General features: G+C 34.9%; 20 protein-coding genes. 2 read left to right on the top strand and 18 right to left on the bottom strand.

What is annotated here, in order from left to right:
- Nucleotides 1-76: 76 nt before the first annotated feature.
- The 3 genes from RAH41_RS21740 to mobB all read right to left on the bottom strand — a co-directional run bounded on the left by RAH41_RS21740 (nucleotide 77) and on the right by mobB (nucleotide 2,087).
- Nucleotides 77-724 (bottom strand): MOSC domain-containing protein, encoded by a 648-nt coding sequence (locus RAH41_RS21740; protein WP_331225361.1) that lies wholly within the window; start codon nucleotides 722-724, stop codon nucleotides 77-79.
- Nucleotides 725-852: 128 nt separating this feature from the next.
- Nucleotides 853-1,509 (bottom strand): molybdate ABC transporter permease subunit, encoded by a 657-nt coding sequence (gene modB / locus RAH41_RS21735; protein WP_331225360.1) that lies wholly within the window; start codon nucleotides 1,507-1,509, stop codon nucleotides 853-855.
- Nucleotides 1,510-1,553: 44 nt separating this feature from the next.
- A complete protein-coding gene (gene mobB, locus RAH41_RS21730; protein WP_331225359.1) occupies nucleotides 1,554-2,087 on the bottom strand; it encodes a molybdopterin-guanine dinucleotide biosynthesis protein B in 534 nt (177 codons plus the stop codon).
- A 216-nt stretch (nucleotides 2,088-2,303) separates the two neighbouring features.
- On the opposite strand from mobB, the gene RAH41_RS21725 reads away from it, so the two are divergent.
- Entirely contained in the window at nucleotides 2,304-2,660 is a 357-nt protein-coding gene (locus RAH41_RS21725) for a DUF2294 domain-containing protein (protein WP_331225358.1), read from the top strand.
- Between the two features lie 40 nt (nucleotides 2,661-2,700).
- Here the strand turns inward: RAH41_RS21725 and moaC are convergent, their stop codons facing one another.
- From moaC to RAH41_RS21665, 12 genes are all read right to left on the bottom strand, one after another.
- Nucleotides 2,701-3,183, bottom strand: a complete 483-nt coding sequence (gene moaC, locus RAH41_RS21720; RefSeq protein ID WP_331225357.1) for a cyclic pyranopterin monophosphate synthase MoaC — start codon at nucleotides 3,181-3,183, stop codon at nucleotides 2,701-2,703.
- A gap of 34 nt (nucleotides 3,184-3,217) precedes the next feature.
- Nucleotides 3,218-3,787 (bottom strand): molybdenum cofactor guanylyltransferase, encoded by a 570-nt coding sequence (gene mobA, locus RAH41_RS21715; RefSeq protein WP_331225356.1) that lies wholly within the window; start codon nucleotides 3,785-3,787, stop codon nucleotides 3,218-3,220.
- On the bottom strand, nucleotides 3,784-4,278 hold the full coding sequence (locus RAH41_RS21710; protein ID WP_331225355.1) for a MogA/MoaB family molybdenum cofactor biosynthesis protein: 495 nt from the start codon (nucleotides 4,276-4,278) through the stop codon (nucleotides 3,784-3,786). Before RAH41_RS21710 ends, mobA begins: the two co-directional genes overlap by 4 nt.
- Before the next feature lie 34 nt (nucleotides 4,279-4,312).
- Nucleotides 4,313-4,549 carry a molybdopterin converting factor subunit 1 gene (gene moaD / locus RAH41_RS21705; RefSeq protein ID WP_331225354.1) on the bottom strand — a complete coding sequence of 79 codons (237 nt, stop codon included), beginning with the start codon at nucleotides 4,547-4,549 and terminating at the stop codon, nucleotides 4,313-4,315.
- On the bottom strand, nucleotides 4,546-5,016 hold the full coding sequence (locus RAH41_RS21700; protein WP_331225353.1) for a molybdenum cofactor biosynthesis protein MoaE: 471 nt from the start codon (nucleotides 5,014-5,016) through the stop codon (nucleotides 4,546-4,548). The genes moaD and RAH41_RS21700 overlap by 4 nt, the downstream gene beginning before the upstream one ends.
- A 43-nt stretch (nucleotides 5,017-5,059) precedes the next feature.
- The gene (gene glp, locus RAH41_RS21695; protein WP_331225352.1) at nucleotides 5,060-6,349 is read right to left on the bottom strand and encodes a gephyrin-like molybdotransferase Glp; all 1,290 of its coding nucleotides are present in this window, start codon (nucleotides 6,347-6,349) and stop codon (nucleotides 5,060-5,062) included.
- Between the two features lie 19 nt (nucleotides 6,350-6,368).
- Nucleotides 6,369-7,385 carry a molybdopterin-synthase adenylyltransferase MoeB gene (locus tag RAH41_RS21690; protein WP_331225351.1) on the bottom strand — a complete coding sequence of 339 codons (1,017 nt, stop codon included), beginning with the start codon at nucleotides 7,383-7,385 and terminating at the stop codon, nucleotides 6,369-6,371.
- 244 nt (nucleotides 7,386-7,629) lie between these two features.
- Entirely contained in the window at nucleotides 7,630-8,655 is a 1,026-nt protein-coding gene (gene moaA / locus RAH41_RS21685; RefSeq protein ID WP_331225350.1) for a GTP 3',8-cyclase MoaA, read from the bottom strand.
- A gap of 45 nt (nucleotides 8,656-8,700) precedes the next feature.
- Nucleotides 8,701-9,492, bottom strand: a complete 792-nt coding sequence (fdhD, locus tag RAH41_RS21680) for a formate dehydrogenase accessory sulfurtransferase FdhD (protein ID WP_331225375.1) — start codon at nucleotides 9,490-9,492, stop codon at nucleotides 8,701-8,703.
- Nucleotides 9,493-9,642: 150 nt separating this feature from the next.
- On the bottom strand, nucleotides 9,643-10,122 hold the full coding sequence (locus tag RAH41_RS21675; RefSeq protein ID WP_331225349.1) for a DUF1641 domain-containing protein: 480 nt from the start codon (nucleotides 10,120-10,122) through the stop codon (nucleotides 9,643-9,645).
- A 12-nt stretch (nucleotides 10,123-10,134) separates the two neighbouring features.
- Complete coding sequence (gene fdhF / locus RAH41_RS21670; protein WP_331225374.1) at nucleotides 10,135-13,062, bottom strand: formate dehydrogenase subunit alpha; 2,928 nt, start codon at nucleotides 13,060-13,062, stop codon at nucleotides 10,135-10,137.
- A gap of 380 nt (nucleotides 13,063-13,442) precedes the next feature.
- Entirely contained in the window at nucleotides 13,443-14,441 is a 999-nt protein-coding gene (locus RAH41_RS21665; RefSeq protein ID WP_331225348.1) for a nitronate monooxygenase, read from the bottom strand.
- 459 nt (nucleotides 14,442-14,900) lie between these two features.
- Between RAH41_RS21665 and RAH41_RS21660 the strand changes: the two genes are divergently transcribed.
- The gene (locus RAH41_RS21660; RefSeq protein WP_419471639.1) at nucleotides 14,901-16,364 is read left to right on the top strand and encodes a L,D-transpeptidase family protein; all 1,464 of its coding nucleotides are present in this window, start codon (nucleotides 14,901-14,903) and stop codon (nucleotides 16,362-16,364) included.
- 55 nt (nucleotides 16,365-16,419) lie between these two features.
- On the opposite strand, the gene RAH41_RS21655 is transcribed toward RAH41_RS21660, so the two are convergent.
- The 3 genes from RAH41_RS21655 to RAH41_RS22710 all read right to left on the bottom strand — a co-directional run bounded on the left by RAH41_RS21655 (nucleotide 16,420) and on the right by RAH41_RS22710 (nucleotide 21,031).
- Complete coding sequence (locus RAH41_RS21655) at nucleotides 16,420-17,406, bottom strand: LysM peptidoglycan-binding domain-containing protein (protein ID WP_331225346.1); 987 nt, start codon at nucleotides 17,404-17,406, stop codon at nucleotides 16,420-16,422.
- Nucleotides 17,407-17,822: 416 nt separating this feature from the next.
- A complete protein-coding gene (dacB, locus tag RAH41_RS21650; RefSeq protein WP_331225345.1) occupies nucleotides 17,823-20,720 on the bottom strand; it encodes a D-alanyl-D-alanine carboxypeptidase/D-alanyl-D-alanine-endopeptidase in 2,898 nt (965 codons plus the stop codon).
- A 236-nt stretch (nucleotides 20,721-20,956) separates the two neighbouring features.
- Nucleotides 20,957-21,031: a DUF6526 family protein gene (locus tag RAH41_RS22710; RefSeq protein ID WP_419471640.1), complete on the bottom strand. Its 75-nt coding sequence runs from the start codon at nucleotides 21,029-21,031 to the stop codon at nucleotides 20,957-20,959.
- Nucleotides 21,032-21,351: the final 320 nt, after the last annotated feature.

Below are 21,351 nucleotides of genomic sequence, written 5' to 3'. Positions count from 1 at the left end.
TGGGGGATTTTTACCTACTTCAATAAACTCTAATAAAAAAAAGCCGCTCCATCAAAAGCGACTTAAAATTCAACTATTAAACCAAACTCTCCAAACGCTTATTTAACCGAATTCTCCAATCCTCTGCTAACTCAGGAACCGCCAATATTGCTTTTATTCCTTCAACATTTTTTGGATCATGGAAATAAATCTCGTTGCAATAAAGTACTGAAACTTTATTTTTTTGAGTTTCGATTAATTCTATTTCTGAATCTTTTCTGATTGTTCCCTCTTTTAATACACGGCATAAGTAGCCTGTAAAACCTGTTTCTACGATTCTCTTAAGTGCTACATTCGTTCTCCTTGTAATTGTGTCACAAGGTATTCTACTTTGTGTAATTTGTATAATGGCATCGCCAATTTGGTAAACATCGCCAATACATACGTCTTTTTCTAACATATTTGTGACGGTAATATTTTCGCCAAATGCGGAAAGTGGTAAATTTAAATTAAACTCTTTTTCCCAAAGTGCATAGTGTTCATATGGATACACACATACAGCTCGATCTGGTCCACCGTGATGTTTTAAGTCAGCTACTCCATCACCTTTAAATCCTTCTTTTGATAAGTAAACTTCTTCTATTCCTTCTTTACAAATCCCCGTTATCATTTCTTTGTTTTCACCGTATTCCATTTTACTCGGTAATCCTACTGCAAGATTAATTAACTCAACTTTATTTGCCATACTTTCCGCCCTCTCATTTTTAAGGTAAAACTGGGTTTTATTTTATGTAAACGATTATGGAATAAAAAGGAAAAACATCCTTCATACAGCATTATATACTAATTTGAGACAATACAAATCTGCAAATATCATTTTTGTTTCAACTGTACGACTAACAGCATAATAAAAGAAATTACGACCATTGAAACCACCCATAGCCAAGCCATTTTCATATTCCCTGCATCAATTGCTAAATAAATGGCTGTCGGGACAGTTTGTGTTTTTCCTGGAATATTTCCTGCAAACATAAGTGTAGCACCAAATTCTCCTAGTACTCTTGCAACGCTTAATATACTACCTGAGATAATTGCTTTTAATGAAAGTGGAATTGAAATTAAGAAAAAAACATTCCATTCATTTGCTCCACAAACTCTGGCTGCCTCTTCAATCTCATTGTCTACACTTTGAAATCCAGTTTTTGCAGATTGATACATAAGTGGAAATGCTACAATAATTGATGCAATGACAGCGGCCCACCAAGTAAAAACAATTGGCTGTTTCACTAACCATTCGATCATTTTTCCAACGAAGCTTTGTCTTCCGAAAATGACTAATAGTAAAAATCCTACAACTGTAGGAGGAAGAACTAAAGGTAGCATTAAAATTGTTTCAAGAAGCGTCTTACCTTTGAAGGATTTCATTGAGAGAATTCTTCCAGCTATAGTCCCTAAAATAATAACGAAAAATCCTGCCACGATCGTAACCTTAAGGGAAATCTTAAGGGGAATTAAAAACTCTTCAAACAATTAAATTCCTCATTTCAAAATAAAGCATATTTTCATCTATTTTATTAATCTACTATGAAATTACCTTTTAACATTTCATTCATCAAGAAATCTAAATATTGTTCTTCATCATGAAGATGGAAATATTGATAATTTTTCAATCTATTCTCTTCAATCTGTAAATGGCTAATCACACAAATAATATTCGTTAATGACCTTAGTAAATTTAAATCATCCTCACTTCTTATTAATACTACTTTTGGATAACTTTCCCTTTTATAACCTTCAATAAAAATAATATCTGTTGAAAAAAAACGATATAATTCAATTGTTTTCTTTAAATCCCAATTAATAAAATTTGTTCTTAACAAAAGGACCCCATCACCTTCAACACTTGAAACCATTGCGCCAGCATTTAAGTGACGACTACTGTCTTTACGTACGATTTCTATATCAGGCGCACCGCCGTGTCCATGATGTTTTATAGTAGCAGCTGATAATCCTTTTTGTTTGGCCTGTTTAATGAGCTTTTCAGTAAGTGTTGTTTTCCCACTATTTTGATAGCCTACTATTTGCAAAATGGAATAGTTCTTTTTCATCGCTCTCAATTCCTTTTTATTAAATACTTTTATTATAAGGAGCCTACTGAAAAAACACCATTCATACAAAAATCAATTTAAACGATTCTTGTATTGATGGTGGAGCAGTTTAGTAATGGCTTTTTAAGTAGATGTTCTTTAAACGTTTTTTCCTTTAAATTTTAGAATCATTGTTTTATGATAAGAAAAACAGAATGAAATGAAGGGGTATATGTAATGTCTAAAGTCATCCATGAATTTAATGACTATATACGAAAACTGCGTAAAGAATTATTTGGAAAAGGCCCTGAAAGAATCCATACTGTTTTTGTTGAAAATATGGCTGTTTCAACTTTGTATGGAAATCTGACACCTACTGAGCTATTTATCGCTCAAACGTCTGAAGGACGTGATATCGTACATAACGCTAGAACGAAGATGATTCAAGAGGTATATGCGAAAAATCCTCCCGTTAAGCTAGAAGAAATCGTTCATGCTAAGTTTATCAATCTTTTTTCGGATATGAAAGTTGAAGAAGATATTGCGATTTCAGTTTTTGTATTTGATAAAAAATTAGAAAACTTAATTGATTAGATCGTAGATGCTACTAATCAATTAAGCTCTTGTTCCATTCTTATTTATGGAAAAAGTCGCCGCTTTTACCACCTTTTTTTTCAACTAAAAACGTTTCTTTTATGACCATACTTTTATCAACGGCTTTACACATATCGTAAAATGTAAGGCCAGCTACACTTACAGCTGTCAGTGCCTCCATTTCAACTCCAGTTTTTCCACTGCATTTCACTGTCGCACGAATGATTAAATCATATCCATTAGGAGCTTCTACATATTCGAATGTAAAGTCCGTTCCTGAAAGTGCGATTGGGTGACACATTGGTATAATGTCAGAAGTTTTTTTAGCTCCCATAATTCCAGCAATTTGTGCAACATTTAGTGGATCGCCTTTTTTAATTAATCCATTTTGAATTGCTTCATATAATTCTGTTGAAATCGAAATTGTACTTTGTGCAATTGCGACTCTAGTAGTGATGTCTTTTTCTGATATATCGACCATTTTAGGTCTTCCTTCTTCATTCCAATGTGAAAATTCACTCATGAAAGTACCTCCAGGTAAGTCTAAATTTGATAAATTAAATCCAGTCATTCGGACTATTTATATTTTTAAAGATGATATCATCACTTGAAAATTGAACAGTCATTATCTTTACTTCACTAAATAATAACTGAACTTTTCGATTGTTTTTATCTAACATCTCTTTCATTTTTTCAATGCAATTTCGATGATAGAGCGCAAATAGTGGTTGAAGTTTATCGGACTGGATTGGAACGATTGCATCAACATTCGTATTTTCTGCCCTTTCGACCATGTTTTTTACAAAGTCAGCTGTTATAAAAGGTGTGTCACATGCTAGCACAAAATACCAGTCTTTATTTGCTATGTTGGAAAATGCATTGTACATCGCATACAGAGGGCCTTGGTATTCTTTGGCTTCTCCTTCAATGACAAAGTCTAGATCATATTTACTAAAATACGGAGCTAGTTTTTCGTTCGTTGAAATGGTAATTGGCGAAATCGAATTTTCCTTTAATGCGTCTACACTATATTCATACAACAATTTGTCTTTATACGTTTCAAACATTTTGGGTTTACCGTAACGGGATGACTTTCCACCTGCTAAAACGACGCCAGCTATCTTCATTGTCTTTTTAATTCTTCAACAAAATGTTGGCAAGTCGGTAAAATTAGCTTTGTCATTGCTAGATTTACGGCGTTTTTTGAACCTGGAATTGCGTAGATCGCTTTATTATGAAAGCTACCTGCGATTGCTCTACTAAACATTGCCTTTGGACCGATTTCTGTATAACTTAATGAACGAAACAGTTCTCCAAACCCTTGCATTTCTTTATCGAGCATTTTTGAAATTACTTCATATGTAACATCTCTTTTCGTAAAACCAGTCCCACCTGTTATGATGATCACTTGAAGCGTTTCATCTTCACTCCATGTTCTAACAATCGAATCGATTAATACTATTTCATCTTTTGTGATTTTATAATCATGGACAATATGTTTTTGCTCTTCTAATAAAGCTATAATTCGTTTTCCGCTCTCGTCATTTTCAACAGTTCTAGTATCACTAACTGTTAAAACGGCAGCGTTAACAACCGCTTTTTCGTTATGTTTATGCATCATTCCACCTACTTTCAAGCTTTATGAAATCCATTTACCCCCCACTTACTGGTGGAATAAATGCGACAGTATCTCCATCTTTTACAATTTCTTCATTTGTTACAAACTCTTCATTTACTGCAGTCATAATCTGATTCAGTTGTGGTAAATCATAGTGAGTCATAAGCCAGTCTTTTAACTCTTTTACGCTTATTCCATTTTTATCAATTACTGTTAATTCATCAGTTCCCGCTTTCTCTCGTAAATGAGCAAATAATAAAACTTTTATCATTTTGATTCCTCCACACTTGGTTTTCCTTCTTTGTAAGGTGTATTTTCCAATTGGTCACCAATCCACATCGTACCATCTTCCCAAAACTCTTTTTTCCAAATTGGAACAATTTGTTTAATTCGTTCGATTGCGTATTCATTTGCTTCGTAAGCAACTTTACGGTGCGGAGAGGAAACTGCAATAACAACGGCAATATCGCTAATCTCTAAACGTCCAACTCGATGGGTAATCGCAACAATTGCTTCTGGCCATTTTAGCTTGATTTCATCACCAATTTGCGCAAGTTTTTTTACAGCCATTGATTCATATGCTTGATACTCTAGCGACAAAGTCTTTTTTCCTAGTGTTAACTCTCTAACTGTGCCAATAAATACCGTAATGGCTCCTGCATTTCTACTTTTTACTTTATCTGAAACTTCCTCAACAACAATCGGTGTATCGACAATATTAAATAATGTTTGTTCCAAGTAAATCACTTCACTTTTCTTAAATTAATAGCGTTCTATTTCTTTACTTATATGCGGGTTTAAAGTCATACCAAGGCCATTTACTTCCTTCATGGTCTTCTAATAATAATAAGTCGACCGACATACCTTTTTCATATTTTCTAGTTCCTCCAGGTAAAACAATAAAAGCATCCGTATAGGCTAATGAAGATACGGCGCTAGACTTATCAAAACCTGCGGGAATTGCTGTTAATTGACCTTCATCATAAACAATTTTACCTCTTACAAATCTTGTAAATGGATTTGGCTTTGGAAAGTTTTCGCCTAAAATTGCACTTACTCTTTTTAAATGTGGTGTTTCATTTAATAAATAAGATTGGATAATTGGTCTAACAAATAGCTCAAACCCAACAAAACAAGCAGATGGATTTCCAGATAAACCGAATAATAATTTATTTTCAAAATGCGCTACAGTTGTTACACTTCCTGGACGCATGGCAATTTTATTAAATAAAACGGTAGCTCCTAACCTTGCGTAAATATCTGGTAAATAGTCATAATCACCGACGGATACTCCACCAGTCGTAATTAGAATATCAACTTGCTCTAAGGCATTTTTAACTTCTAAAAAACAAGTATCCAAATCATCGCTAAACTTTCCTAAGTAGATAGGAATTGCACCTGCTTTTTGAATTTGAGCAAGAACCATATAGGAATTACTATTGCGAATTTTACCAGGTTCAAGCGGTTCATCGACATCTAGCAACTCACTTCCCGTTGCAATGACTCCAATGATTGGCTTTTTCGCTACAGGAACTTGACTATATCCAAATGTAGCAAGTAAAGCGATCACTCCAGGGTTGATTTCAGTACCTTTTTTAACAAGAATAGCACCTTTCTGCGTTTCTTCCCCTTGGAACGAAATATTATCGCCTTTTTGATAGGAACGTTTAATTTCAATAAATGTTTTACCTTCCGCTTTAATCTCTTTCGCTAATTCGAGCATGACAACGGCTGTGCAACCTTGAGGTATTTGAGCGCCTGTCATAATACGAACGGCTTGCAATGGTTCTACCTCATTTGGAAAAACTGAACCAGCTCCAATTTCACCAACCACTTCTAAGATTGTTGGATTTTCATTGCTTGTAAGAATCGTATCTTCAGCTCGAATCGCAAAGCCATCATATGGAGAGCGGTCAAAAGCAGGTATATCTTGATCAGCTTTTAGATCATCGGCTAATACTCGTCCATACGCTAAATCGATTGATACCATTTCTTGTGATCCGTATTTGGCAAAATCCATCACTTTACGAACTGCTTCTGAGATTGGTAGTGGTACTCGTTTTTCAACCATTCTTTTCATCCTCTCTCTATTAACCTAATAAACGATAATATAGTTTTTTTGCTTCCTGTATATCATTTGTTCCATGAACAAAAACCCTACCGTCCTGAAAAACAACAAATCGATAATCTTCTATCTGACAAGAGATCAAATATGGATTACGCTCTACTTTTCCATGTTGTTTTAGCTGATTTTCTAATTCATTAAAGTCATAATTTTTAGTCGATGAAGGTCTAATTTGAACTGTGTTTCGCCCACAAAGTGTACTCGTTTTCGTTTGATTTTCAAAGGCTAAATAAGGATATGTCCTATTTGTACCACATGAAGGACAATCATCTGATTTGAGTTTCGTTACTTTAAATGAAAAATGTTGATTAGTCCATAAATCAAATGTCAGGAATTTTGAATTAACGGCTGAATAATCTTCAACTACTATTTTTAATACTTCAGCAACCTGATATGCCGCCACTAATTGTACCGCAGGACTAATGACTCCAGCTGTGTCACATGTCACACCAGGTACTGGTAAACTTCTTACTATACAATTTAAACATGGCGTTTTTCTAGGTAGAATCGTGCAACTCATACCAAAGCTCCCAACACAAGAACCATAAACCCACGGAATGTCATATTTCTGAGATAAATCATTTATGATAAAACGAATATCAAAATTATCTGTTGCATCAATCATAACATCCGTGTCCTTCAAATGGACTTCCATATTATCGGCACTTGCATCCATTACTAGTGCATTGATAATCACATCTGAATTTATTTTTTGAAGACGTTGTTTAGCGGCAATTACTTTCGGCAATTTCTCAAAAGCATCTTCTTCGCTATAAAGCTGTTGCCTTTGCAAGTTACTCATTTCAACATAATCTCGGTCAATTAAAGTTAATTTTCCAATACCAGCTCTAACAAGTGCCTCCGCGCTTGCACTTCCTAGCGCACCAGCCCCAACAATTAAAACATGCTTCTTTCTAATTAATTCTTGTCCATTTTCACCAATCGGGGTAAAAAGCTGCTGACGTGAATAACGTTCTGACATAAGATATCCTCCATTAAAGAGCACGACCTAGCAAAAGAGTTAAAACGTTTTCTCCGGGTCCTCACTCTTGTTTTCCCTCTATTAAATAAAGCAGCATTAAGAAATCCCCATCATATAAGGAGTTCTGAATGCTGCTTAATTTCTCTGTTAAACGAACAGAGATACCAATCATCACTTTCTAATTTTTAGTTAGAGCATTATACAGAAATTGCATAAACTCCAAACCTTCTATTATTGGTAATGATTAACCACCTATATGGGACATTTCAATTTTATTTGATGATTTATCATTCATTTTTTTCGTATGACTTAATCGTTCATCTGAATAACGATCAGTTCGATCGTTCCATATCGATTGAATCGTTTCTCTTATTTGTTTATCATTTTGGTTTGATCTTACCAATTCTTTTAGATCATAACCCGTTGTTGCAAATAAACAAGTATATAATTTTCCTTCCGCAGATATACGTGCTCTTGTACAAGTTGAACAAAATGAATCCGTCACTGATGAAATAATGCCAATTTCATCATCACTATCTTTGTAACGATATCGATTCGCAACTTCTCCTACATAATTAGCTTCTGTAAATTCTAAAGGCATGACTTCATTAATCGTATCAATGATTGCTTGTTTACCTACGACTTCATCGAGCCTCCAGCCGTTATAATTTCCAACATCCATATACTCAATAAAACGAAGAATATGTTTTTTCTCTTTAAAATATTGTGCCATCGGGATCATATCTTGTTCATTCTTACCTTTTTGAACAACCATATTGATTTTAACCTTCATTCCGATGTCAGAAGCAGCTTGTATCCCTTCAAGCACAGACTTTACATTTCCTCGATTACCAGTCATAGATAAAAATCGGTCTTCATCTAAAGAATCAATACTTACGGTTACTCTTCTTAAACCGGCTTCATATAAATCTTTTGCAAACTTTTTCAGTAAAGTACCGTTTGTTGTTAAAGCAATATCTTCAACACCATCTATTTTATTTAATCGTTCAATCAGTTTAGGTAAATTTTTACGTAATAAAGGTTCTCCACCAGTTATTCTAATTTTCCTTACCCCTAAAGATACAAAAATACGTGTTAATCGTTCTACTTCATCAAAAGAAAGTATTTTTTCTTGTGATAAAAAAGAATAGTCCTGACCAAAAATTTCTTCCGGCATACAATAGCGGCAACGAAAATTGCAGCGATCGGTAACAGATATACGTAAATCCTGTAAAGGTCGTTGATGTTTATCCAATGCAACATTTTTCATAACCATTGCCTCACTTCTTTTTATTTCATAATCTGTTTTTAGTGTCTATTTCACAATACGCTTTGAATGAGTATAGACATTAAGTGACTGATTTCGAATAAATCCCACTGTCGTAATACCTAATTCTTCAGCTAATTGAAGTGCTAATTCTGTTGGAGCTGATTTCGTCAGAATAACCTCACAACCAATTTTAGCTACTTTTAGTAAAATTTCAGAAGATAATCGCCCACTAAAAACAATTATTTTATTTGAAATACGAATATTATTTTTTAGACAATATCCATAGATTTTATCTAATGCATTATGTCTACCAATATCCATCCTATTCAAAACAATCCCATTAAAATCACATAAAGCAGCATTATGTACTCCGCCTGTTTCATGAAACAAAAATGCAGACTGTTGCATTTCTTTCATTAATCGAAAACAATCTTGAAATGATAGTTGAACATTCACTTCTTTCATTTTTTTTGCGGTTAATGCATCATTTACAAAAACAAAGCCTTGTCTACTCATTCCACAGCATGATGTAATATATCTTTTACTCTGAATATCTTTATAATATGGATTAATATTTTTTGTTTTTACATGGACAAAGCCTTCTTTTTCTTGGAACCATATATTTTCAATATCCTCGTATTTTCGGATAACCCCTTCGGATGCTAAAAATCCTACGACCATATCCTCAATATATTCTGGGGTACTGACCATCGTAATAAATTCTTGTCCATTGATTTTTACCGTGACGGGAAATTCTGTGACAACGCTGTCTTCAATTAAGTTTGTTTCACCATTTTCAAAGCGAAGAATTCCTCTTCTCACTTCAGTTGGTAGCATCGTTAAAGATTCCCTTCTTCCTGAACTATTTTTCATATCGTTTCTTAGAAAAGATTCATTAAGAGATAAACCTTTCAACTCGTTTTTTAATTAAAAGGTTCATCTCTTATTATTAAACTCTTTTCTATTAAATACAAATTGTTTTTTCTATTATTCTTTTAGACCTTTTCCCATACCTTTTAGAAAATTAATACCAAAACCAACTGCACGATTAACATCAGGATCTTTTAAAACTTTTACTAAATCAAGAATTCCTACTTTATCATCCTTTTCGAGATGTTTATTTCCTTCATCGAATCCTTTCGTTACGGAATTGATTAGCTTTGTTGTTAACTGGGGGTCTACACTTGAAAGTGCTCCAGCAGCACCCATCATATGATTGATGATATTTGTGACTGGCTCGCGGTTCATTTGTCCTAAAGCAATTTTGGCAATTTTCTCTTTAGATTGAAGCATTGAATTTGCAGCTTCAAGGACACCTGTTTCATTTAATTCAGAGACAATATTTAAAATTTTATTTAACGAATCTTCATTTTCTGCTAATAAAAGCTTCAAATCCTCTAGTTTCTGCTGGTTTTGCTCTTCTTTAGTTGGTACGTATTTTTGAATCGTCGTGATTGGTTGTGCCATCTATATTCCCCTTTATTTTGTCGTTAAGTGGACGTATCCTTTTCGTTCCCATTTACGCTGTACCTCAACTCCATTTTGAGGGTTTCGCTTTTTATTACGTGGGTTCGACTTAGGCAACGGACTTTCACCTTCTACACGTAATACTTCCATCCGTACTCTCGTTTGTTTATAAGCTGGTGTATTTGTACGGTGATCTTTAGCTGGACCTGTTAAGAAATTGATTGCAGATTCTTTACTTGTTGAATTCATCGGTAAGAACAACTCATTTTTTTGAACTCGATTTGTTACTAGTGCTGGTAATTTCAGCGCTCCATACGGAGATACTAATCGAACGAGTGAGCCATCTTTAATACCGCGTTCATTCGCAAGCTCTGGTGACACTTCTACAAAAATCTCAGGCACTTTTAATTGAATACCGTATGATTTATTCGTCATATTACCTTCGTGGAAATGTTCAAGCATACGACCATTATTTATTAATAGATCAAACTCTTCTGCAAACTCTACTGGTTCCATCCAATCTGCTAAAGCAAATCTTGCCTTTTTATCTGGGAAATTAAAACCATCCTCATAAAGAAGAGGCGTACTTGCTCCGTCTAAGCTTCCCCAAAGGAAACTATCCCAGCCTTCCAACACTTCGTAGCTAGCTTGCGAGAATAGTGGTGCTAAACTTGCCATTTCAGCGAATATTTCACCCGGATGTTGATAATTCCAGTTTGCACCTAATCGGTTTGCAATTTCTTGGACAATCCACCAGTCAGCCTTCGAATCACCAAGAGTCGGTAATGCTTGATATAATCTTTGTACTCGACGCTCAGTATTTGTAAATGTTCCTTCTTTTTCAAGTGATGGCGCAGCCGGTAAAATAACATCCGCATATTGCGCTGTTTTTGAGAAAAAGAGATCTTGTACAACAAAGAAGTCCAAATCTGATAAAACTTCATCTACGTGGTTAGCATTACAATCAACAAGCGCCATATCTTCACCAACTAAGTACATAGCTTTCATTTCGCCTTTTTCGATTGATTGAAGCATTTGGATATTATCTAAACCAGGTTTGCCTTCAATTTCAACACCCCAAGCTTTTTCAAACTTCATGCGGGCCGCATCATCCGTTACATGTTGGTAACCAGGAAGCCAACCAGGAAGCGTACCCATATCACAAGCACCTTGTACATTATTGTGACCGCGAAGCGGATAAGCACCAGCACCAGGGCGTCTATAGTTTCCTGTTGCAAGCAATAAGTTCGAAATCGCAGCAGATGTATCAGAGCCACCAGTGTTTTGCGTCACGCCCATGCCCCATAAAATACAAGTTCCATCAGCTTCATGAATCATTTCTGCTATTTGAATTAATGTTTCCTTTGTAATTCCAGTTACACTTTCGGCATATTCAAGCGTGTATTTCTCAAGGATTACTTTAAAGTCTTCAAAGAAATGAACATTCTCATAGATGAATTGTAAGTCATGCCAGCCTTGGTCAATGATATATTTCGTTACAGCCATCAACCATACTTGGTCTGTACCTTGTTTTGGTCTAATAAAGATGTCAGAGCGTTCTGCCATTTCATTTTTACGAAGATCGGCAACAATCAGTTTTTGTCCATGTAATTTATGTGCGCGCTTAACTCTTGTCGCAAGTACAGGATGTCCTTCTGCTGGATTTGCACCGACGATTATAACTAATCCTGCTTTTGCGATATCCTTTATCGTTCCTGCATCTCCACCCATACCAACTGTGCGGAATAATCCATCTGTTGCTGGTGATTGACAGTAACGTGAGCAATTATCAACATTATTTGTTTCAAATACTTGACGTGCTAACTTCTGAATTAAATAGTTTTCTTCATTCGTAATTTTCGAAGATGAAATAAATCCTACAGAGCCTTTTCCATATTCTTGTTTAATGGAACCAAGTTTACTTGCCACTAAATCAAGGGCTTCATTCCAGCTCGCTTCAACAAATACGCCATTTTTTCGGATTAATGGCTTTGTAATTCGTTCTTCTGAGTTTACAAAATCCCAACCAAATTTCCCTTTTACACAAGTCGAAATTGCGTTAACTGGTGCATCAGAGCTAGGTTGAACTTTTAAGATTTTTCGATCCTTCGTCCAAACCTCGAATGTACAGCCAACCCCACAGAAAGTACAAACTGTTTTTGTTTTTTTCGTACGTGTTTCTCGCATTGCTGCTTCAATTTCTGAAACTGCGAAAATACCACTATATCCAGGTTCTACTTTTTTTACTAAATCGATCATCGGATCAAGTAACTCGTCGTTTAATCCAGTCATAAAACCAGCTTCACCAAGCATTGATTTTTCCATTAATGCATTACAAGGACAAATTGTTACACATTGCCCACAACTTACACATGAAGAATCATTAATTGAAACACCCTTGTCCCAAATAACACGTGGACGCTCAGCTTCCCAATCAATTGATAATGTCTCATTTACTTGAAGATTTTGACATACTTCCACACACTGTCCACATGCAATACATTGATTTGGATCATATCGATAAAAAGGATGTGTCAAATCTACTTCACAAGAAGCAACCTTTGGCTGATAAGGATACTTTTGGTGTTCAATGCCCATTTCTTCTACCGTATTATGTAGCTTACAATTTCCATTGTTATTATCACAAACAGTACAATATAATAAATGATTTTCTAATAAACGATCCATTGCTTCAGTTTGAGCTTCCTTCGCTCTAGGCGATGTCAATTGAATAGTCATTCCGTCAATTGCTACTGTTGAACATGAGCGCTTTAGCTCCCCATTAATTTCTACAATACAAGTATCACAAGTTTGAATTGGATCGACTTCAGGAACATAACAAATTTGTGGATGACTAATTTCATTTTGATTGATGATTTGCAAGATGGTGGAACCTTGCTTTGCGATTACTTCTTTCCCGTCAATCGTGATTGTAACCATGTTATTTTTCACGGTTTTCCTCCCCTTTTTACATAAAGAAAACTCGCCGACTGGCAAGCCATTTATTTTGGCCTTATACTTAATTCCTCAAATTGGCACGTCGTCGAATACTCTTCCACGTAAGCCAATTTATCCTTTTTAACGTATAAAAAAATCCACCATGAAATACACTACCCGAAAAAATAGGTTTAATGTGTTCATGGTGGAATAGTTTATTAGCAAATCGTACTAACAGACCAATCCATTTTTTTGGTTTACTAAATTGATAGAGTGATAACATCTCCCATACTATGACTCCATCTCAATAAATTCATTATAATCTTAAAATGATCATTTAACAATAGATTCACGGTATGAAAGTAAAACGCTTACATGATCATTTATTTACTGACTGTTGATTTTAATTTCTCAGCATTTTTATTTAGTTTATTCACTGCCTCACTATACTCTTCTTCCAGTTCATCTACAATGTCGGCAATTGAACTGATTTTTGTAATCGCTCCAACACCGTGACCAGCAGACCAGATTTCTTTCCAAGCTTTCGCATTCGATTCATTATTCATTCCATCGAAATCAACTTTATCTTTCTTTTTCAATGTTTCTGGATCAAGACCTGCTTTCACAATGCTTGGAATTAACATATTCGCTTTCACGCCAGAGAATGCATCAGTTAGGACGATATCATCTTGTGTTGCATCAACTAACATTTGACGGTATTCATCATTTGCTAAGCTTTCCTTTGCAACAATGAAGCGTGTTCCCATATAAGCTAAATCAGCGCCAGCAGCTTGTGCAGCCAATATACTTTTACCAGTTGAAATCCCACCTGCTAACACAATAATGCCATCCCAGAACGTACGAACACTATCAACGAACGCAAATCCATTTAAATTTCCAGCATGACCACCAGCACCTGATGCAACTAAAATTAGTCCATCTACACCAGCCTCTGCTGCTTTTTTAGCAAACTTGATATCACTAACATCTGAGAATACTAGTCCGCCATAACTATGTACAATATCAACCACTACTTTTGGTGAACCTAATGATGTAATCACAAGCTCAGGCTTATGTTTTTTCAACAGCTCAAGCTCTTCTTGTAATCTACTATAAGAGCTATGAACGACCATATTCATTGCCCATGGTGCAATTTTACGCTCTGGCTCATTTGCGCGTGCCAAAGCAAGATGATCATTTAATTGTCCCATCCATTGATCAAGTACTTCAATTGGACGAGCATTCGGTGCAGGAAATGACCCAATTACACCATTTAAACAGGCTGCCTCTACTAACTCAGGACCAGAAACCAAAAACATTGGTGCAGAAATAGCTGGCACTCTTAATTGACTCCACCATTTTTCAGGAATTTGTTTGCTCATTTACATGTCCCTCTTTTCTTTACTGAATATTCTGATTGTTAATAATGATACATTAGTAAACTATTATTTTCAACACTGTCTCTGTAAAAATGCTTTTTGTAGGCTATACAAAATAGCTAAGTTACTAAACTTAATATACAAAAATAATATAATGAATAATAAATCAATGATCTAAACAGCTCAATCCATTGATAGATCCGTAAATTGAACTATTCCTTACTCCAAGAGTGAATAGAAAAATATTATTAGAATGACAGTGAGCAATTACATAATAATTTTAAACTTTTTTAGTGCTATACTTTTTCATAGTCTGTTCAACCTAAAAAAAGGAAAAAATTTCTATAAAAATAACAAATTTCGACACAGTTCGACCGTAAAAAATTGTAGAATAGTCACATATAAGTAAATAATGTAATAAAATTGTAATATTCTAATCTGAATTTCAGTAAACATTGATAGATGGACTACTTGGGTATAGGAGGAATTGTTTTGGAAAGCACTTTAAATGTTAAAGGAAATAATATTCAACGGAGAAGATCGTTTAAACGATCTTTGCCATGGCATTTTATTCTGATTGGCATCATTATTATTATTACACTCATCATTGTGTTCAGCTACCGAGCTAACCACTTTAATGCTCAAATCAAGGTAAACGGCATAAATTTAGGCGGACTGAATGCAGAGCAGGCACTAAAAAAATTAAAAACTAGCGAACTTAAAAACATCGTTTATGTTGGCGACCAAAAAATCTTAGATGGAAAAAATACAAAAATGAACTTTACGGAAAATGATCTGCCAGCTATTAAAAAAATAGTAAAAGACCAGCGCACATTTTTTCCTTCTTCAAAAGAAAAAAATTATTCTTTAATGCCGAGTAAACGAGATGAGGATCAAATTCAAACAATGAAAAAACTGATTGAAGATAAGCTTCTCACACTTAATAAGAGCTTAAAAGCTCCAAAAGATGCAACTGTTCAATTGAAACAAGGTAAAATTATTGTCACAAAAAGCATAAGCGGTAAGCAATACGATGTCGATCGTCTATTAAAGGACTATAAAAGACAAGAATATACAAGTATAATCCGTCTAAACCCTGTATACATACAACCAATAAAAGAAGACAATCAAATTGTGAAAAATGAAAAGAAAAAACTTCAAGAACTACTAGGACGTACAGTTCAGTACAAAGTACAGGATAAAGTTTATTCTTTAAATGCTAGTGAATTAATTCAAAATGCTTCTGTTTCAAAAGATATGAAAGTTACGATTGACTCTAGTAATCTTAAAAACAAGATTGCTGAAGTAAATAATTCTCAATCTACTTTAAATAAAAATTTTACATTTAAGACACATTCAGGATCGGTCATTCAAGTTAAAGGAGAAGGTTATGGCTGGGCATTAGATGTTGATAAGGAAGCAAAACTAGTTCAGCAGGCTTTTGAAACAGGCGAAAAATCAATCTCTCCTACTCATATTATCGGAAATGGCTGGAACAATGAAGGGTATGGATATAATACGACCACAAACAATGGGATTGGTGATACATATGCTGAAGTGTCAATTGCCGAACAGCGTATTTGGCTTTATAGAGATGGCAAATTGGTTATCACAACGAATGTTGTAACTGGTAAACACATCACTGGTGAAGATACGTCAAAAGGAGTGTGGTATATCCTTTTTAAACGTACACCATCAATCCTCAGAGGCTCGCATGTAGGTCTTGGTTCTTATGAAGTGAAGGTCGATTATTGGGCACCCTTCACAAACAGCGGACAAGGTTTCCACGATGCTAGCTGGCGAAGCAACTGGTCAAGCAATGCCTATCTAACTGCAGGATCGGGTGGCTGCGTTAACACTCCACCTAGTCTAATGAAAACCGTGTATGATAATCTCAGCACATATGAGCCAGTAGTCATCTACTAAGAAATTGCATAATCAAAAACACTGAAACCCTTTATCGTTTCAGTGTTTTTTTTGATTAGTTTAAGATCGTTACTTTCACTTGTTTTCTTCCAAAATTAATCGCATCTTGTTTATTTGGAATAAATACATCAATACGTTTTCCCTTAATGGCACCGCCAGTATCGCCAGCTATTGCTACACCATAACCTTCTACATTCACTTTACTGCCAAGCGGGATTACACTTGGATCAACGGAAATAACTTTTGTATTTGGATTCTCTTTTAAGTTGATTCCAGTAGCCGTAATACCAGTACATCCATTACATGAAGCTGTATAAGCTGATGCTTCCATTGTTATTACTTTTAAACCAGCTGAATCATTTGTTTTAGATTCACTTTCTTTTGCCTTAGAAACCGCTTCTTTTGTTGTTGGTACATTTTCCTTTGTTGTTGGTGCACTTTCTTTTACTGCTGGTACACTTTCTTTTACTGTTGATGCACTATCCTTCGTTGCTGGTGCACTTTCTTTTATTGTTGATGAACTTTCCTTTGTTGCTGGCACAATTTCCTTTGTTTTTGGAACATCAACTCTTGATGCCGATGCAGTCTTAGGAGATTCTTGTACTGACTTCACTGTTGAAGTAGTTTTAGAATTTGTTGCAAGATTTGTATTTGTCATTTTTGATTGAGCTATATTTTTAACGCCTTCAAAAATGACTAGGTTTAAGCCAGGTTGAATTAGATCTGTATGTATATTGTTCCATTCTTGAATTTGCGATACTGTTACATCATGATTTTGTGCAATATCCCATAATGTATCACCTTTTTTAACTTGATAATGTTTTTCAGGTGCAATGACTAATTTGTCACCAGGATGAATTAAGTCTGAAGTAATCCCATTTAACATTTTCGTATTTTCAACGTTTGTATTATTTGCACGTGATAGATCCCACAAGGTATCCCCTTTTTTTACTTCGACGGTAGCAGCTTGCACATTAGCACTTACAGATACTGAGAGTGCAGCAGCTGCTAAAATGGTTGTAACTTTAACTTTGTTAATCATTTCTTTTTACCCTCCATGTTCCTTTATTTGCTAATTTTGACTAATCGTAACATAGATTTTCCTTTAAAAAGTAACAGGGAGATGATAAATCATTTACTTTAACGGCATGTTTATTACATTGATATATCAAAAATTATGGAATTATCGGCAAAAAAAGGCATTTCTTCTGCCCTATCAAGTTAAATACCCCGTGCCTATTCTCGGTTTTAGCTGGGCCTTTTAGAAACTAAATGAATATTTCAAACTATGACGAAAATAATTACATAAATTACATATATTAATTATATTTGTTCTAGAATAGTCATTTCACCTGACTTGTTTAGTCTATAGTGATATTTAAATGAATGCAGTTATGAATAGGAAAAACCGTCTTTATTTTATAAAGACGGCTTTGTTGACTTAGTTTAGATTTGTTTCTATTTAAATGAAATTCCAGCTAATGCTACGCCAATTTTATTTTGTGCATCAGTAAGACTACTTGATGTTGATGTATATCCGTTCATTAGAATCGCAAAATACAGCTGCTCACCATCTTTAGTAGTCACATAGCCTGACAGTCCGCTCACACCTGTAAGTGTACCTGTTTTAGCATGCACATTATTTTCAGCAAGTGTTTGTACCATTCGATTTTTCAATGTGCCATCAACGCCAGCAATCGGGAGAGACTGATAATATACATTAAAGTAAGGTTCTTTACTGATACCTTTAAGTAAAGTGCCCATTTGACGGGCAGAAATCATATCATATCTACTTAAACCAGATCCATCTACCATTCTATATGTCGGTTCAATACCGTATTTTAGTAAGCTATCTTTTACAACTTGCGCTCCCGCAGAAGAGCTTCCTACCACTTTTTTCTCTGCTCCTAGTCGCTTAAGAATCATTTCGGCATAGAAATTATCACTTTCTTTCGTCATATAGCTAAGTATATTACTTAGCGGTGGAGAGGTTAATTGTGATACTTTCTCGACTCCATCTGCAACAACACCAGTCTTTACCTCTGCTTTCTTACTAAATTTAATGCTTGCTTTTTCCAGTTCTTCTTTAATAATCGTGCCTGCATATAAAGAAGGCTCCTCTACAGCTATCCGTTCATAATCAGGTTTTTCACCTAAAGGTAGGTCTCCTTTTAAATGAATTATGTTCTTACCTCTTTCCCTTTCAATCATAAATGTATTTTTTGCATCAGATGATACTGTTTTCGATTCATTTATTACTTGCACAAACTCAGTTTTAGGTTGCAAATCAAAGGTTACTGGTTTTCCCACTTCACTTGGTTTATAGTTTACTCGAACTGCACTCCTATTAATGGATAGAGCGCTTAATTGGGCATTGTATCCATATGTTTCATCATCCCATGCCCATCCAGTTCCTAGTCGCTGTGAGTCGAATTGACTTTCATCAATGATCATATCACCAGTAATTTGAGTAATTCCTCTTTTCTTTAAATCCTCCACTAGTTTTGCAATTTTTGTACCGTCTTGTTGGCCAGATGGATCCTCTGACTGCAGTGTTGGATCACCATATCCTTTAATAATGACATCCCCTTCTACTTTTCCTTGCTTATTTGGTTGAGCAGTTAGATAAAGTTCTGTTTTGAATGAATAGTCAGAACCAAGTTCTCTTAATGCAGCAGCTCCCGTCAAAAGTTTCATATTGGAAGCAGGTGTAAGTAAATCATCGCCATCTCTCTGATACAGCACTTCTTCCCCACTCTTACGGTCTAGCGAACCAACAACTATACCAGTAGTTACACCTTTTAAATTTTCTTGGTCCAAAATAGGATCGATAATGGTAGAAAGTAAGAATGTATCCGCTATTGTTTGTTCTCCTTCACCTGTTTGATTTGGATACTGGCTCAACAGCACAGCAACCGCATCCTGAAATGCCGTAGCCGAAGATGACGTGCGAACACCGTTTAATAAAATTGAAAAAGCAAGCTTATCGCCATTTTGATCCGTTACATAACCTGACAAACTATTTACACCGCTCATAGAACCAGTTTTGGCGTGTACATTTTTTTCAGCACTCGTTCCAATCATTCGAGATTTAATCGTTCCGTCAACACCTGCAATTGGTAATGACCTTTCAAATACATCCTTATACTCTTGTTTGGACACATAAGTTAATAATTGCGCCATTTGCTTTGGTGAAATTAAATCCATACGCGATAAACCGGATCCATCAACCTGTCTATAATTTGTTTCGATTTCAGCTTTTTTGAGAAATTCTCCAATAACGTCTGCTCCTGCATCAAAGCTACCCTCATTTTTTGCAACTACTCCTAATGCTTTCAAAAGCATTTCCGCATAGAAATTGTCACTTTGCTTATTCAACTGAACAATTAATTCACTTAGGGGTTGAGAGTTATGTACAAGAATCGGAGTACCTGTTGTGATTCTAGTTTTTTCTACTTGCACTTTTTTCTTTGTTAGATCAATTCCTTCTGCATTCAAAGCTTTTTTCCAAACATTACCCGCAAAAAGGGCTGGATCGTCTATCGCTACATCTTCTGTAAAGGCCGATGAAAGTTTTCCAATCGTACCACTAATAACAATTGTATTTGTCCCTCGAGGTCGATCGATCGTAATGTTATTTTTGCTACCATCAACAATTTGCGCATTGTTTTGAACAGTTACATAATCGCTAATAGGAGTCATCTCTAATGAAGGTGATTCACCGATAGCGCCATCTGGACTAATCGAAAGACTTATCATATTTTCATTCACAGCTAATGCGCTGATTTGGGCATTATAACCATACGATTCATCGTCCCACATCCATCCTGCTCCAAGACGGACGTCATCATAATAACTATCATCTACCAATAAATCTCCACTAATAGTTGTAATGCCTTTTTTTGATAGTTCTTTTGCCATATTTTGCATATCTACTTCTGATAAGGAAGGATCACCATAACCTTTGATAATTACATCACCATGCAACACCCCTTTTTGATTAATTTGACCAGTAGTATACACTTCTGTTTTAAATTGGTAATTAGACTGAATCTTATCAAGTGCTGCTGCTGTAACAAACAGCTTTAGGTTAGAAGCCGGTACAAATGTTTTTTCCGCATCGTATTGATCCAACATTTCTCCAGTTTTCGTGTTATACACTGCAATTCCGGCATGCATTCCGATCGTCTTTGGGTTTTTTGATAAATCAGCGACTAGACGATCAATTTGCGGAATGGTCTTGACTACAGACGCAGTTTCAGTAGACGTCGCATAGGCTGGTAGTGTGAAAACTTGAAAAGCTAATACAGAACTTAACAATAATTTGCTACCAATACGCTTCATATTTCTCATCATTACTCTCCCCTTTTATTTATAGTACAACTATTAGTATTCAAAATTTTCAAAATTTACCCTTTATATTTATGAACATAAAATTAAAAACCCAACAAATTATCTACGAGATTTTCCGTAACTAAGGCTTTTAATCCATTTGCTCGTATTAGTTTAAGAAGAATGATCGCTTACTACTCATTAATTAAAAAAAAGCATAAAAAAAAGACCTACAATAAGTAAGGTTCTTAAAAATTAAATTAAATTCGATCCTCATCCGCATGCCAATTTTTAATATTTTGCTTAATCTCTTTCGAACTTAGTCCTTCATTTATAAATCATTTCCTTTCATCGGATGTTTATTACAGATATTTAACTAAAATTACTGAACAAACAGCAAAAAAATCGAGCTTTTCATGAACCTCTTTTCAAAGTAAATTGCCGGTTTTACTCGGTATTTAGCCTTTCAATTTATTCGCTAATAGGTATTACTATATCTGACGAAGGAAATTACATAAATTACAATAGATACAATTTTCAACAATGTGTTTTTTCTTTAAATGGTCTGTTTAAGTAGATGATTGATTTTTTAAGTAAATTATTGGTTAGTTAAACAATGAATAGTAAATGAAATAAAAAGAGATAAATGAAATGC

Source organism: Gottfriedia acidiceleris (assembly GCF_036421055.1).
Lineage (GTDB): Bacteria > Bacillota > Bacilli > Bacillales > Bacillaceae_G > Gottfriedia > Gottfriedia acidiceleris_C.
The sequence above is the reverse complement of the archived record's forward strand: the minus strand, read 5'-3'. Positions and strand labels throughout refer to the sequence as shown.

Bases quoted from the DNA above. Each gene is read 5' to 3' on its own strand.
- fdhD (WP_331225375.1), bottom strand. From the start codon at position 9,492: ATGCTACCAACTGAAGTGAGAAGAGGAATTCTTCGCTTTGAAAATGGT.
- RAH41_RS21660 (WP_419471639.1), top strand. From the start codon at position 14,901: ATGGACTACTTGGGTATAGGAGGAATTGTTTTGGAAAGCACTTTAAAT.
- RAH41_RS21655 (WP_331225346.1), bottom strand. From the start codon at position 17,406: ATGATTAACAAAGTTAAAGTTACAACCATTTTAGCAGCTGCTGCACTC.
- RAH41_RS21690 (WP_331225351.1), bottom strand. From the start codon at position 7,385: ATGTCAGAACGTTATTCACGTCAGCAGCTTTTTACCCCGATTGGTGAA.
- moaD (WP_331225354.1), bottom strand. From the start codon at position 4,549: ATGATAAAAGTTTTATTATTTGCTCATTTACGAGAGAAAGCGGGAACT.
- RAH41_RS21740 (WP_331225361.1), bottom strand. From the start codon at position 724: ATGGCAAATAAAGTTGAGTTAATTAATCTTGCAGTAGGATTACCGAGT.
- mobA (WP_331225356.1), bottom strand. From the start codon at position 3,787: ATGAAGATAGCTGGCGTCGTTTTAGCAGGTGGAAAGTCATCCCGTTAC.
- RAH41_RS21665 (WP_331225348.1), bottom strand. From the start codon at position 14,441: ATGAGCAAACAAATTCCTGAAAAATGGTGGAGTCAATTAAGAGTGCCA.
- mobB (WP_331225359.1), bottom strand. From the start codon at position 2,087: ATGAAAAAGAACTATTCCATTTTGCAAATAGTAGGCTATCAAAATAGT.
- RAH41_RS21710 (WP_331225355.1), bottom strand. From the start codon at position 4,278: ATGCATAAACATAACGAAAAAGCGGTTGTTAACGCTGCCGTTTTAACA.
- fdhF (WP_331225374.1), bottom strand. From the start codon at position 13,062: ATGGTTACAATCACGATTGACGGGAAAGAAGTAATCGCAAAGCAAGGT.
- glp (WP_331225352.1), bottom strand. From the start codon at position 6,349: ATGGTTGAAAAACGAGTACCACTACCAATCTCAGAAGCAGTTCGTAAA.
- RAH41_RS21725 (WP_331225358.1), top strand. From the start codon at position 2,304: ATGTCTAAAGTCATCCATGAATTTAATGACTATATACGAAAACTGCGT.
- moaC (WP_331225357.1), bottom strand. From the start codon at position 3,183: ATGAGTGAATTTTCACATTGGAATGAAGAAGGAAGACCTAAAATGGTC.
- moaA (WP_331225350.1), bottom strand. From the start codon at position 8,655: ATGAAAAATGTTGCATTGGATAAACATCAACGACCTTTACAGGATTTA.
- dacB (WP_331225345.1), bottom strand. From the start codon at position 20,720: ATGATGAGAAATATGAAGCGTATTGGTAGCAAATTATTGTTAAGTTCT.
- RAH41_RS21675 (WP_331225349.1), bottom strand. From the start codon at position 10,122: ATGGCACAACCAATCACGACGATTCAAAAATACGTACCAACTAAAGAA.